Genomic DNA, 13,200 nt, shown 5'->3' with positions numbered 1-13,200 from the left:
AGCCAGCCTCGTCCATGCTATCGGTTTCTCCAGAGGCCAACCAACGCGCCACGAGCGAGCCGCACCGCCGGCCGGTCAGCCGCCCAGCCCGGTGATGGCGAGGTTCCTGCTGATCCCGTCCAGGGGGCTGGACAGGGGGCCGGACAGGTAAGGCTCCTGCCGGCCGGCGGCGCCGGGAGCCGATGCCGGAAACGGGAGGGTCTCCGGGCGGCTGAGGTCCCAGGCCATGGAGGCGCTGATGCTGATCCCCCGCGGCCCGGTCCGGCGGGTGGTGCCGCGGATCAGGAGCAGGCGGGTGCCGAACAGCAAGGGTCCGGACTGCTCCTGCGCCTCGTGGAAGAACACCGAATCCACACAGCCCGTGCCGTCGTCGACGCTGATGAACACCACCCGCCGGCCGCCCCTCATGGGCGGGGTCTGGGTGGCCACCCGGACCCCGGCCACCAGCACCTCCGTGCCGTTGCGCAGTCCCAGCAGCTTGTCCGCGGTGGTGACGCCCAGCCGGTCCAGCAGCGGGCGGTGGCTGGTCATGAGGTGCTCGCTGACGTCCACAGCCATCAGGTCCAGTTCCGCGCGGACGTTATCCACCATGCTGGGTGCGGGCAGTGCCGCCTTGAGGTTCGTCAACTCCACGTCCCCCAGCGGCAACGCCAGCTGGCCCTGAATGACTTCCACGCCCTTACGGAGGGGGCGGGCCTGGAGTTTTTGCAGGTGCTGGACAAGATCCGCCCGGTTGGCTTCTCCCCCGGACGCCCGGTGCAGCGAATCGAAGGCGCCCAGCTGGGCCAGTCGCTGGATGCTGGGCCGGCTGAGCCGCGACCTGGCCCTCAGGTCCGCCAGGGAGTCGTAGGGCTGGCCGGCCACAATCCGCTTCAGCTCGGCGCCGGAGAGCCCGAAGATGCCGTTCAGGCTCAGCCGGATGCCCAGCCTGCCCCGGTCTGGTCCGGATTCCACCCGCTCCACCCGGTACTCGGCCTGGCTCCGGTTGATGTCGAGGGGAAGGATGGGGATCCCCAGCCGGCGGGCCTCGGCCACGAGCAGGCGTTTGGGGTACATTCCGGGGTCGTGTTCCCACAGCCCGGCGAGGAACGCCTCCGGGTGGTGTGCCTTCAGCCAGGCCGACTGGTAGGTGGGCACGGCGAAGGCGGCTCCGTGGGCCTTGCAGAACCCGAAGCTGCCAAAGGCCTTCAGCGTGCCCCAGACCTTGTCCACTACCTCGGGACTGTAATTCCGGGCCCGCGCCTCCTTCCGGAAAAACTCCTCCACCCTGGCTTCCAACACGTCGTTGCCCAGCGCACGGCGGAACTCGTCGGCCCTCGCCAGCCCGCACCCGGTCATGACGTCGAAGGTCTTGAGGATTTGTTCGTGGAAGACCGTGACCCCGTGGGTTTCCTGAAGGACAGGTTTGAGGTCCGGGTGCGGGTAGACCTCGGGGGCGAATCCGTGCCGGTGCTCCAGGAAGGGCCGGACCATGTCGGATTTCATCGGGCCTGGACGGAACAGCGAGATGTCAATGATGAGGTCGTTGAATTCCCGGGGGGCCAACTTGCCGATCAGTTCGCGCTGGCCAGGGGACTCGATCTGGAAGCAGCCCAGGGTGTGGGTGCTGCGGATCAGCTCAAAGGTGGGTTCGTCGTCGAGCGGGACCGCATTGAGGTCGATGTGACCGTCCTCGGCGATGTAGTCCGGGCCGGTCCCGTCCGGGCCGGCCGGATGCGCGCCGGCGGCCACCACCTCGGCCTTGGACGGGTGGAGCCGGATGACTTCCCGGACGGCGAAGGCCATGGCGCTCTGCATCCGGACGCCAAGGACATCGAGTTTCAGCATGCCCATGGGGTCCATGTCGTGCTTGTCGAACTGGCTCATGGGCAGGCCCAGGCCGCTGGGCTGCACGGGGGTGCGGTCCAGCAGGGTGGCATCGCCGAGGATGACGCCGCACGGGTGCATGGAGATGTGGCGGGGCAGCCGGTCCAGCCGCTCCGTGAGGTCCACCAGCAGGTCCAGCTGCTGGTTCTCGGAGAAGCCTCGCTGCTCCACCCGGTCCGCGAATTCCTTCAGCTCGGGTTTCTCCACGAGGGCTTCGCGGAAGTGCCGGGCCGAGAACCGCCACAGCTGCTTGGCGATTTCCCCGACCTCGCCGTCGTCCATGCCCAGGGCCAGGCCGGCATCGCGCACGGCACCGCGAGCGCGGTACCCGTTCTGCATGCTCATCAGCGTGACGCGTTCGGCGCCGAAGCGCTCAAAGATCTTCCGGTAGACGTTGTGCCGTTCGGCGCTTTCGACGTCGATGTCTATGTCCGGCAGCGTGGCGCGGTCGCGGGAGAGGAAGCGTTCAAAGATGAGGTCGTGCTCGAGCGGGTTCACCTGGCTGATGTCGATCAGGTAGTTGACCAGGCTGGAGGCGCCCGAACCGCGCGCGGCCGCCCGGACGCCCAGGGCCAGGATCATCCGGGAGACCTCTGCGACGGTCAGGAAGTACGAGGCGAAGCCCAGCGAGTCGATGATCCGGAGCTCATGCTCCAGCCTGGCCCTCAGCTGCTGTTCCCGCTGCCCGGAAATGCCCGGGAAGCGGCGGCCGATGCCGGCCTCACACCGCAGGGTCAGTTCGGCGAGCGCGTCGCCGTCGATCCCGATCACGGATGCCTCCGGGACCACGGGCTGTTTCCAACCCATGTCGGCTTCCGGATCCATGCGGCAGCGGTCCGCGAGCGCCTCGGTCTGGGCCAGGAGCCGCTTGAAGTCCGCCGTGCCGTAGCCGGCGGCGTGGATGATCTCCTTGCCCAGCTGCAGCATCCGGGCCGCCGATTTGAGCCAGCCCTGCCCGTTGGGCTGCAGAAGCGGGGCGGCCGAGAGCTCGGGGAGGGATTTCAGTGTCCGGGCCGAGTCCAGCACATCGGCGGTGGCCGCGCCGTCCTCAGCCACGTACCGCACAGCGTTGCTCAGCACGGCGGGCACCCCGTGTTCTGCGGCGAGTTTGAGCATGCGCACCGCGTGGGCGGTGCTCAGCGGTTCCCCGGGCGGGCTGAGCTGGGACACAACCTCTGCCGCCAGCGTTCCGGGGGGCATGGCGTCCAGCCATCGTTTGAACAGGGTGCGGGGCCGCAGGTAGCGCCGGCCGCCCATGGCCCGGCCGACGTCGGAGTCCGGGCCGATCAGCACTGTCAGGACCGGCTTCAGGGTTTCCGGGTGCAGGGTGCGGGAGGCCAGTTCCGCCCGGGTGACGGCCACCGGCACTATTCCCCCGGCCTTGCCCGTGGTGCGGGCGTGGGCGTCGGAGATCAGCCGGCACAGCGCCCGGTAGCCGGCACCGTTGTTGTGTCCGTGCGCCAGCACGACGACGCGTCCCCCGAGCTGGGTACGGTGGTCGCCGTCGTCGTCAAAGACTGCAAGGTCCACCCCGACGATTGCATCCAGCCCGGCTGCCATGCACGCCTTCAGGTGCTTGACGGTTCCGTACAGGCCGTCGCGGTCCGTGCAGGCCAGCGCGGTGGCGCCGTCAGCGGCGGCCGCGGCGGCAAGTTCCTCCGGCCAGGAGACGCCATAGTGGGCGCTGAACGCGGTGGAGACGTGCAGATGGGTGAAACTCATGCTGATTCGGGCTTCCGGAGGGGCTGCAGGGCGTCGTGGATCTTCAGGAGCCGCCACCGGCCGCTGCCGACATGCCGGGTCAGGTCAAGGGTGAGGGTGGAATCCGCGGCGTGATCCCCGGCCGCACGCACCTGGACCCGCCAGATCTCATGGTCCACCAGGCCCGGCCCGCTTCCGAGTGGCGCCCGGCGTTCCTCGGCCCACCATTGGCGGCGTTCGTACCAGCGGACGGGGTCCGCGCAGACCGTGTAGCGCCGGCCGGCCCAGTCGAGGCGCAGGGGCTGGCCCGAGGGCGTGCAGACGACCTCCACGGACTCGCTGAAAATACCCACGTTGCCTCCCGACCCAGTCCGGGCTGGAGCCGGCCCAGTCCCCGCTTCGACTTCCTACGTCCATTCCGCTTCCGGCGCCCCCAGTTCCAGGCCCCATGAATTTATTCGAACATATCTTCGAATAAAATCAGTCTACGTCGGAGAGGCGACAAAACCCAGATCGGGGGTGGACTCACGCAGGTACAGGTAGCAGGATTGAGCCATGAGCTCCCATAACGCACTCCTGAAGCACGTAAGCATCGCCGCCAAGGATCCAACCTTGGTGGCGACTTTTGATATAGACGGAAACATCCCCGGCCAGGGCGCCTACGTGGTGGGGCTCTTGGCAGCCACCCCGGACTATTCCCACCAGCGCAGGATGGGGATCGAGTTCATGAACGGCGAAGCCGTGTCCTTCTACTGCTTCAGCCACGACGGCACCGAGGAAAATTTCGACCTCAAGGGGGTCGAACACTCGGGCAACACCATTACCGGCCATTTCCCGCTTACGACTGTGCTTGGCCTGCCCAAGGGCCATCTCATGACGGCCTTCAGCGATTGTGACGGCCGGGACTACCAGGCCAACGTGCCTGTCGAAGAAGCCCTCTAGGCATCTTCTAGGAGCTGGACTTGTACACTTCCAGCTCGAGCGTGATGAAGGCATCGATCATCGCCCGGTAGGTCTTCTCGACAAGTTCGACGTCGATGTCCTTCTTTTCCGCCGTGGCGCGGACGTGTTCGATGACCCGCTCCACACGCCCGGGCGCACGGACCTCGGCGCTGTCCGCCTTGAGGGTCCCGGCGATCCGGATCAGCCGTTCCCGGCGCCCGATCAAGGACACGATCTGCTCGTCCACCTCGTCAACAGCCACCCGCACGGCGGCGAGCTGTTCGCGGTCGGCCTGGGCGGCCTTGTCGTCTGCGTGATTTGTGGGCATGTGCATGACAGTATCGAAAGATGCAGCCACGAGTCGACTTCATATCGCTAGGTGTCCGCAGTGTTGACGCCTCACGCCGCTTCTACGTCGATGGCCTCGGATGGCCGGTCCACCGGGAAGTCCCCGGGGAGGTGCTCTTCATCCAGGTCAACCACGGCCTCATCCTTTCGCTCTGGGACGCGGGTCAAATGCAGACCGAGGCGGCCACCGATCCCCCTGCCGGCATTGCGTGCATCACGCTCAGCCACAACCTGGCCGGCACGGCGGACGTCGACCGGGTGATGGCCGAAGCCGGGACCGCGGGAGCCCGCATCGTTGCGGCACCGAAGACCCAGCCCTGGGGCGGCTACACCGGCTACTTCGCCGATCCCGACGGCTACCGCTGGGAGGTCGCCTTCAACCCCGACTGGTCGGTCGACGGCGGCGGCAAAGTAACGCTCTGACTCAGGTAACCAGTGCCGCCCCGTGCCTTGGCAGCCGCCGGGCAGCCGCCAGACAGGCCGGCGTACCGCTAGAACAGGCTCCCCACCGGCTGGATGAGTTCCGGTGAGTCATTCCTGACGTTCCCGACGGCGGTGCCGACGGCGTCGATCGTCCAGCCTTCCGCGACGTCGTGCGCCCCGGCCCGGACCAGATCCACGAGCCCGGCCGCATCATCCGCCTGCGGGTCCAGCCACGTCTGCATGGTCTCGCGGTTCATGGGCAGCGGAACCCTGTCATGCAGCGCGGTCAGCTCGGCCAGCATTCCCCCGGCGTAGCCCTCCGGCGGCGAGTCGGTGGTCATGATCGAGGTCGAGAGCATCCAGCGCTCCGGATCACCCTCTGCCTTGGACGGGTCCCGCCACCATTCATAGAGTCCCGCGAAGACAATGGGGCGTCCGTCCTTGGGATGGACGTAGTAGGGCTGCTTGGTGCGGCCCTCGCCCTTCCACTCGTAGTAGCCATCCGCCGGGACGGCGCAGCGGCGGGCGCGGGTCGCTTTCCGGAAGGCGGGCTTCTCCAGCACGGTCTCGCTGCGGGCATTGATCATCTTGGACCCGATGCCCGGGTCCTTGGCCCAGGACGGCACCAGGCCCCAGCGCGCAATGTGCAGTTGGCGGACCGGTTCTCCCTCCACAAGCCGTTCGAGCAGGATCGGCACATCCGCCGTCGGGGCCACGTTCCACGACGGCGGAATTGCGATCTCATCCTCCAGCCCGGCATCGAATTCGGCCAGCAGGTCTCCGACGGCCCGGGCCATCACGTAGCGTCCACACATGGCATCAGCATGCCACCGCACCCATCCCATGTCATCAGGGCTGCCGCCTGAGCCCGCCGAGGTCGCCGGAAACGTGCGAAGTCGCCGGAACTTTCCGGCGATTTCGCATCTTTACCGCGAAGTCGCGTCGGACGGCGTAGGGGGCAGCGCTCTCTGCGGGAATAGCGGGCTGCAGGGTACGGTTGTTGGCAGTGACGTACGACTTCAGTGGGCGCCCGGCCTGATACGCCGGCCCCATCCACTTACTTGAGGAGAACTTCGTGGACTTCACCCCCGAATCCGGCACCATCACTATGTTTTCGACCACGTGGTGCGGCTACTGCAACCGGCTGAAGAAGCAGCTGGACGCACAGGGCATCGGGTACACCGAGATCAACATCGAGGAAGTCGAAGGCACGGCCGATCTCGTCGAGCAGCTCAACGGAGGCAACCGCACCGTCCCCACCGTGCTGTTCCCCGACGGCACCGCCGCCACCAACCCCTCCGCAGCTGAGGTCAAGAGCCGGCTCGCCGCCTAGGCCCTTCCTGCATCCAAGGACACCACCAAACCACGACGGCGCGGCCTCCCAAGGGCCGCGCCGCCGCCCGTTGTGCCAGTAACCAGTAAGTTGTGCCAGCAATCCGCGTTCCAGAACAGAGGAGCTTGTTTCATGGTCCATAAAGTCAAAGCCGCAGTAGTCCGTTCCAAGAATGCCGACGTCACCCTGGAGACGATCCTGGTGCCGGACCCGGGCCCCGGCGAGGCCCTCGTGGACATCCTCACCTGCGGTGTCTGCCACACCGATCTGCACTACAAGCAGGGCGCCATCAACGACGACTTCCCCTTCCTGCTCGGCCACGAGGCCACCGGCGTTGTCAGTGCCGTGGGACCGGACGTCACCGAGGTCGCCCCCGGGGACCGCGTGGTGCTGAACTGGCGGGCCGTCTGCGGCGAGTGCCGCGCCTGCCGCCGGGGCCAGCCGCAGTACTGCTTCAATACCCACAACGCCACCCAGAAAATGACGCTGGAGGACGGCACCGAGCTGACGGCCGCGCTGGGCATCGGTGCCTTCGCCGAAAAGACCCTCGTAGCGGCCGGCCAGTGCACCAAGGTGGACGACGACGCCGATCCCGCCGCCGTCGGCCTGCTCGGCTGCGGCGTCATGGCAGGCATCGGCGCGGCGATCAACACCGGAAACGTCCAGCGCGGCGATTCGGTCGCCGTGATCGGCTGCGGCGGAGTCGGCACGGCGGCCGTCGCCGGCGCGGCGCTCGCCGGCGCCACCACCGTGATCGCCGTCGACATCGACGCCAAAAAGCTCCAGCGCGCCAAGGACCTCGGCGCCACCCACACGGTGGACTCCTCCGCCGTCGACCCCGTCGAAGCAATCCGCGAACTGACCGGTGGTTTCGGCGCCGATGTGGTGATCGACGCCGTCGGCCGCCCGGAAACATACAAGCAGGCCTTCTACGCCCGGGACCTCGCCGGCACGGTGGTCCTGGTGGGTGTGCCGAGCCCCGAGATGACCCTGGAACTGCCGCTGCTGGATGTGTTCGGGCGCGGCGGCTCCCTGAAGTCCTCCTGGTACGGCGACTGCCTGCCTTCGCGCGACTTCCCCACACTCATCAGCCTCTACCGGCAGGGCAAGCTGGACCTGGACGCCTTCGTGACGGAGCGGATCACGATCGACCAGATCGAGGAGGCCTTCACGAAGATGCATGCCGGCGCTGTGCTGCGCTCGGTGGTGGAGCTGTGAACGCCGGCCCTGTGAGCATCCGGATCGACCGGCTGGTCACCTCCGGGACGTTTTCCCTCGACGGCGGCACCTGGGATGTTGAGAACAACGTCTGGATCCTCGGGGACGACGCCGAATGCGTCATCATCGACCCGGCCCACGATCCCGCTGCCGTGGCCGCGGCCGTCTCGGGCCGGAAGGTCACCGCAATCCTGCTCACGCACGGCCACGATGACCACATCAGCGCCGTGGGCGAGGTCCGGACTCTCGTGAACGCGCCGGTGTACCTGCACCGGGACGACTGGATGCTGTGGGAGCGGGTGTTCCCCGGCACCGAGCCGGACCACGCCATTGCCGACGGCGACACGTTCGACGTCGCAGGGGCAAGACTCGTGGCACGGCACACCCCCGGCCACTCGCCCGGGTCAGTGTGCTTCCTTCTCGAAAGCGCAGGCACCGTGCTTGGCGAAAATACAGTGTTCAGCGGGGACACGCTGTTCCAGGGTGGCCCCGGGGCGACGGGCCGATCCTTCAGCGATTTCCCGACCATCATCGAGTCCATCCGGACCCGGCTCCTGCCGCTCCCGGCCGACACGACGGTCCGGACCGGCCACGGGGAACCCACAACGATCGGCACCGAAGCGCCGCACCTTGAGGAATGGATCGCCCGCGGCCACTGACCGCGTCCGCGGAAAGGCCCGGTCCACTGCTTCCGGACCGGGCTTTTCCGCCATAGGATGTGGGGCCATGAGCTCTCACCCCAGCATGGATCCGGCAACACTGGCCGCGGACCTGCGTACCCAGTTCGATGCATTCCTCGACGAGCATCGTGCGGACCTGCACGCCTGCCTGGACGGGCTCACCGAAGAGGAGGCCCGGGCCTCGCTGGTGCCGTCGCGGACCACCCTTCTGGGGCTGGTCAAGCACGCCGCCTTCGTGGAGAAGGTCTGGTTTGACGAGGCCATCACGTGCCGGCCCCGGGCGGTGATCGGCATTCCGGCCACCCCCGACGAATCGTTCATCCTGGCGGACGACGACACCATCGCGGGCCTCCAGGCCGCCTACCTCCAGGCCTGCGGGGACTCACGGCGTCGGGCCGCTTCGCTCGGCCTTGACGACCTTGTCAGAGGCAACCGGCGCGGCCCGCTGCCGCTGCGGTGGGTCTACCTGCACATGCTCAGGGAACTCGCCCAGCACTGCGGCCACGCGGATATTCTGCGCGAGCAGATCCTCGCTGCGCGCACCTGACGGCACCGGCCGCCCGTGTCAAGGTTCTAAACCAGAAGACCCGCATTGCACCATGGGTGCGGGTGAGCGCGGATGCGGCCACCCCCGATTGGTTTTCACAGGGCCGCATCCGCGCTGGTCTAGGGAAGCCCGGGTTCCGGCTCTGGTTCCGCGTGCCGGCGGCGTAATCGCGCCCCGGCCAGCTCACACAGCACAGCGGGGGCGCGCAAGGAACCGGGCCGGCCGGATGTCGTGTCCGATCTCAAGGCGAACGCCGTGAACGGGGCGACGGCACTGCCGGCGACAACGACTTTGATGGCCATGAGATAGGAACTCCCGCAACGAAGTTAGCAGCCTCTGCATGACCAAAATCAGAATATCAATTGCATTTGCCGCACAAAAGGAAAAGAGAGTAACAATTAACCTGCGGCTTTTTGGGCCGGCATCCCCGTAATCCGTGGCTCACCGTCTCTACAGTCCGGAAAGATGTGGGATGCGGATGAGGTCAACCGGCCGATGCGCTGGCCCATTTCGTGGACGGGGCGTATTCCGGGTAGTAACGCTGGATCTCTTGAACGGTCTTGCCGGCCCTCACCATTCGCTCAACGGACACCATGCTCCGGACTTCCTCGTCCGAGGACCGGGTGCTGTTCCACGGTCCCATCGTTCGGTAGCAGAAGTCATTCGGATCGTTCAGCCTGGCTTCGTTGTAGCACTCGGGATGATTCGAGGCATCAACTGCCGTGCCAGCAGGACCGGATTTCGATGCTCCGAATGCGGCGGACAGCCCCAGCGCGAGAAGTGGCGTGAGCGCCACGGCTGCAATTCCAGTTTTCATTCCTTTATTCATGGTTCCCCCAATTGGCCAGAAATATGTTGGCGAGCCTACCGCACAGGTGCCAGGTTTCCCGAGCGACGGTGTTTTCCCCTCGGTCATGGAGGATTCGGCAGTTTGCCTCGCCGGAATCGCAGTTGGGTCTTGATCCACTCGCGGTCTTGGGAAACAATGTTCGCGGCGTAACGGGCCCCGGAGAAAGGGTTTCAATGACAGCGCGGGATACCTCCTCAGTCGGCGCTCCGTGCTGGGTCGACACCTGGCAGCCCGACCCCCAGGCGGCCAAGGACTTCTACGGTCCGCTCTTCTGCTGGACTTTCGACGACCCCATTCCGATGCCGCCCGGGCTCGACGGCTTCTACTACGCCGCCCGCCTCCGCGGTCAGCTGGTTGCCGGAATCGGACAGGCGCCGCCGCAATCGCCGCCGGGGTGGATAACCCACGTGCGTGTCGTAAACGTCGGGGAAGCCTTGGCTCGTGCCGAGCGGGCGGGGGGCAAGCGCCTGGCGCCGTTTGGTGCCGGCCCGGATGACCGTATTGCTGTGCTCGCCGATGCCACCGGCGTCCCGTTCTGCCTGCGGCAGGCAGGAGGGAACGACGGCGCCCAGCTGGCCAATGAGCCGAATTCCTGGGCCATGAGCTCGCTGCACACCACAGATGTCGGGCGGGCCCAGGCGTTCTACGGTGCAATGTTCGACTGGGAACTCGAACCCGTCCCGAACGCCCCCTTCTCGCGGTGGCTCCGCTCCGGCCGGGTAGTGGCGGTGGTGGCAGCCACGGACGGCGTCGCGGTCCCGCCGCATTGGAGCGTCAATTTCGCCGTCCGCGACGCGGACGCCATTGCCCGGCAGGCCGTAACACTGGGTGGCAGCATCTTGATGGCGCCCATGGACACTCCGGGATTTCGCAGCGCCGTGATCAGGGACCCCCAGGGCGGCACCATCGCGGTCAGCGCAACCACCGGCTGACGCTTGCTGGAGAGCATGAGCGCCACACCGATTGGCGGCGCTGGTAGGGTCAGCCCATGGATGAAATTTTGGGGAAGTTCATCGACGATTTCGCGCGGCTCGTGGAGCTCGCGCAGTCCGGGCAGCGTCGGGGGCAACCGGGAACCCAGCTGCTGACTACGCTCACCGAGCATTTGGCGGTCCGGGCCGAATCAGTGTCAGTAGTGGTTGAGGAGATTCCGCCGCACCGATTCGTGGACGCAGACATCCTCATGGAAGAGCTCGCCGCCGAGGATCCTGAGTTCCGGCTCGTGGGCATCGGCGGCGGCGACCAACGCCACCATCACTCGCTGAGCGACATGCTGCAGCAGTCCCAGCTATATCCGCAGTTCCCCCTGTCCCAGCCGGACTACGCCAACTTAGCTGTCGGGCCGGACGAACAACGGCAGGCCGTGGCACTGGGGCTCTGGCTATTCAGCCATGGAGGCAGTCCCATCGCCGTGCTGCAGCGGGACGCCAACCCCCGGTATGGCCGGCAGTCAGCGTCCCTTGAGGTTTTGGCCGGCGCTACAGATAAGGCCGCACGCTTCCTCTCGGAGTTCCGCCGTGGGATGCAGCACCGCAGCGTGCTCAAGGGACAGGTCATTTCCCTGGTGATGGGTGAGTATGGTCCCAGCGCGGCCGGGGTGACGTTCCATGCACGGCCAGTCCTTGCCGCGTCGGATGTCATCCTGCCGGATGGCCTGCTGGAGAAAGTGTCGGACCACGCCTTAGGTATCGCCGAGCACCGCGAGTCTCTGATCAGGTACGGCCAGCACCTCAAACGCGGCGTCCTGCTCTACGGCAGGCCGGGGACGGGCAAGACCCATACGGTGCGGTATTTGTTGAGCCGGAGCGAAGGTGTCACAGCAATCCTTCTTTCGGGAGGATCGCTCGCCAGGATCTCAGAAGCCGCCACCATGGCCAGGGCGCTGCAGCCCTCCATCGTGGTCCTTGAGGACTGCGACCTCATCGCCGAGGACCGCAGCTTCGGGCACGGACCCCAGCCGCTGCTATTCGAGGTGCTGGACGCCATGGACGGTTTGGCCAGCGATGCCGACGTGGCATTCGTCCTCACCACCAACCGCGTGGACATGCTGGAACGCGCCCTGGCACAGCGTCCCGGCCGTGTGGACCTGGCCGTGGAAATTCCCATGCCAGCCCAGGCGGAGCGGGTTGCACTGATCAAACTGTATGCCCGCGGTATTCCCCTCAGTCCGAACTCGATTGAAGACGCCGCCGCCCGCACCGAAGGCACCACCGCTTCGTTCGCACGCGAACTCGTCCGCCGTGCGGTCGTTGCCGGCGCATTGGACGGCGTGCCGGTGGCGGACCATCATCTTCAGAAGGCTGTGGATGACCTGATGGCCGACAGCGCCGCGCTCACCCGAAGCCTTCTCGGCAGCGGCACCGGAGACGGCTCTGAGGGCATGGGCGGACCGTTCCCCTGACCGCCGGCGGCCTTCCATCCCGGGGGTTAGGACGTACCGCGCCAGTGCGCTTGGGCCCTCAGCGCCGCCAGCGGTACGGGGTGGTCGTTGAGACTCGCAGCAATCCATAGCGTTCCAGGATCGGTCGCGAATATTGAGTCGAGTCACTGTGGATGAGTCTCTTGCCGAGCGTCAGCGCGGCCCGGGCCCGGGCGGCCGTGAGGGCCCGGTAGATACCCTGACCACGCCATTCTGGTCGCGTCGCCCCGCCCCAGATGCCCGCGAATTCCGTATCCGGCACCGGCTCGAGGCGGCCCGCGCTCACGATCAGTCCTTCGTGTTCGGCTACCCACAGTTCCATGCCGTCGTCGCGCGCCATGCGTTTCAGGATTGCGTCGGCGTTGCCGTCGGAGACGTCAACGCCGAAAACCTCGTCCTGCATCGCGCTCATGGCGCGGATGTCCCGTTCTGCGCTCACCGGCCGCAGGCTGACGCCGGGCGGGAGCTGGACGTCCGCCGTCAAGGCGTTTGCCGGTCCGATCATGATCGACTCGGTCTCATCAGGCTCAAATCCGTTGTCGAGCAGTGCCCCGTGGAGCCCGGGCGCATGATCGTGACCACGGGTTTTCCACTCGACCCGCACGATTGCGGGATCGCTGCGGTAAAACGCGAGCGCTTCGGCCACCCACTGCGCGATCGTCAGGGCGTTGGCCCCATCGAGGTTCTGATAGGTCACGAAGCCCCTGCCGCCTGCGAAGGTCACCAGCCGCAGCGGACCCAGCCGTTCCACGCCGCTGGCACCGGGCGTCTCTGCAGCTGTCCGGAGTTGCTGGTCGTACGCCACAAGAAGTTCTTCAGAAAGAGTCATCGGCGTCCACCCTACAGCCACGCCGGACGCCGGATACAGGACAT

14 protein-coding genes are annotated in these 13,200 nt (G+C 66.7%); 8 read left to right on the top strand and 6 right to left on the bottom strand.

Annotated elements, in window-relative coordinates:
• Positions 1-75: 75 nt before the first annotated feature.
• Both AC1D1A_RS10555 and AC1D1A_RS10550 read right to left on the bottom strand, forming a co-directional pair.
• Positions 76-3,588 carry a DNA polymerase III subunit alpha gene (locus tag AC1D1A_RS10555; RefSeq protein WP_476947700.1) on the bottom strand — a complete coding sequence of 1,171 codons (3,513 nt, stop codon included), beginning with the start codon at positions 3,586-3,588 and terminating at the stop codon, positions 76-78.
• Positions 3,585-3,920 carry a DUF6504 family protein gene (locus tag AC1D1A_RS10550; RefSeq protein ID WP_476947699.1) on the bottom strand — a complete coding sequence of 112 codons (336 nt, stop codon included), beginning with the start codon at positions 3,918-3,920 and terminating at the stop codon, positions 3,585-3,587. The genes AC1D1A_RS10555 and AC1D1A_RS10550 overlap by 4 nt, the downstream gene beginning before the upstream one ends.
• Positions 3,921-4,122: 202 nt before the next feature.
• Here AC1D1A_RS10550 and AC1D1A_RS10545 point away from each other — a divergent pair, with 202 nt between their 5' ends.
• The gene (locus tag AC1D1A_RS10545; protein WP_476849331.1) at positions 4,123-4,509 is read left to right on the top strand and encodes a hypothetical protein; all 387 of its coding nucleotides are present in this window, start codon (positions 4,123-4,125) and stop codon (positions 4,507-4,509) included.
• A 7-nt stretch (positions 4,510-4,516) separates the two neighbouring features.
• On the opposite strand, the gene AC1D1A_RS10540 is transcribed toward AC1D1A_RS10545, so the two are convergent.
• Positions 4,517-4,843: a chorismate mutase gene (locus AC1D1A_RS10540; protein ID WP_028277548.1), complete on the bottom strand. Its 327-nt coding sequence runs from the start codon at positions 4,841-4,843 to the stop codon at positions 4,517-4,519.
• Between the two features lie 14 nt (positions 4,844-4,857).
• Between AC1D1A_RS10540 and AC1D1A_RS10535 the strand changes: the two genes are divergently transcribed.
• A complete protein-coding gene (locus AC1D1A_RS10535; RefSeq protein WP_476947698.1) occupies positions 4,858-5,280 on the top strand; it encodes a VOC family protein in 423 nt (140 codons plus the stop codon).
• Positions 5,281-5,348: 68 nt separating this feature from the next.
• On the opposite strand, the gene AC1D1A_RS10530 is transcribed toward AC1D1A_RS10535, so the two are convergent.
• Positions 5,349-6,095 (bottom strand): SOS response-associated peptidase, encoded by a 747-nt coding sequence (locus AC1D1A_RS10530; protein ID WP_476849333.1) that lies wholly within the window; start codon positions 6,093-6,095, stop codon positions 5,349-5,351.
• A 260-nt stretch (positions 6,096-6,355) separates the two neighbouring features.
• Between AC1D1A_RS10530 and AC1D1A_RS10525 the strand changes: the two genes are divergently transcribed.
• The 4 genes from AC1D1A_RS10525 to AC1D1A_RS10510 all read left to right on the top strand — a co-directional run bounded on the left by AC1D1A_RS10525 (position 6,356) and on the right by AC1D1A_RS10510 (position 9,058).
• Complete coding sequence (locus AC1D1A_RS10525; RefSeq protein ID WP_011692168.1) at positions 6,356-6,613, top strand: mycoredoxin; 258 nt, start codon at positions 6,356-6,358, stop codon at positions 6,611-6,613.
• Positions 6,614-6,745: 132 nt separating this feature from the next.
• A complete protein-coding gene (locus AC1D1A_RS10520; protein WP_476849334.1) occupies positions 6,746-7,831 on the top strand; it encodes an S-(hydroxymethyl)mycothiol dehydrogenase in 1,086 nt (361 codons plus the stop codon).
• Between the two features lie 11 nt (positions 7,832-7,842).
• Positions 7,843-8,490: an MBL fold metallo-hydrolase gene (locus AC1D1A_RS10515; RefSeq protein ID WP_476947697.1), complete on the top strand. Its 648-nt coding sequence runs from the start codon at positions 7,843-7,845 to the stop codon at positions 8,488-8,490.
• 67 nt (positions 8,491-8,557) lie between these two features.
• The gene (locus tag AC1D1A_RS10510) at positions 8,558-9,058 is read left to right on the top strand and encodes a DinB family protein (protein ID WP_476871615.1); all 501 of its coding nucleotides are present in this window, start codon (positions 8,558-8,560) and stop codon (positions 9,056-9,058) included.
• A gap of 484 nt (positions 9,059-9,542) precedes the next feature.
• On the opposite strand, the gene AC1D1A_RS10505 is transcribed toward AC1D1A_RS10510, so the two are convergent.
• On the bottom strand, positions 9,543-9,875 hold the full coding sequence (locus AC1D1A_RS10505; protein ID WP_476947696.1) for a hypothetical protein: 333 nt from the start codon (positions 9,873-9,875) through the stop codon (positions 9,543-9,545).
• Positions 9,876-10,081: 206 nt separating this feature from the next.
• Here AC1D1A_RS10505 and AC1D1A_RS10500 point away from each other — a divergent pair, with 206 nt between their 5' ends.
• Both AC1D1A_RS10500 and AC1D1A_RS10495 read left to right on the top strand, forming a co-directional pair.
• Positions 10,082-10,840, top strand: a complete 759-nt coding sequence (locus tag AC1D1A_RS10500) for a VOC family protein (RefSeq protein ID WP_476947695.1) — start codon at positions 10,082-10,084, stop codon at positions 10,838-10,840.
• A gap of 56 nt (positions 10,841-10,896) precedes the next feature.
• Positions 10,897-12,309: an AAA family ATPase gene (locus AC1D1A_RS10495; protein ID WP_476947694.1), complete on the top strand. Its 1,413-nt coding sequence runs from the start codon at positions 10,897-10,899 to the stop codon at positions 12,307-12,309.
• Between the two features lie 58 nt (positions 12,310-12,367).
• Here AC1D1A_RS10495 and AC1D1A_RS10490 read toward each other — a convergent pair whose 3' ends face one another.
• On the bottom strand, positions 12,368-13,156 hold the full coding sequence (locus AC1D1A_RS10490; protein ID WP_476947693.1) for a GNAT family N-acetyltransferase: 789 nt from the start codon (positions 13,154-13,156) through the stop codon (positions 12,368-12,370).
• Between the last annotated feature and the right edge of the window lie 44 nt (positions 13,157-13,200).

This window comes from Arthrobacter sp. P1_B9 (genome assembly GCF_056406495.1).
The sequence above is the reverse complement of the archived record's forward strand: the minus strand, read 5'-3'. Positions and strand labels throughout refer to the sequence as shown.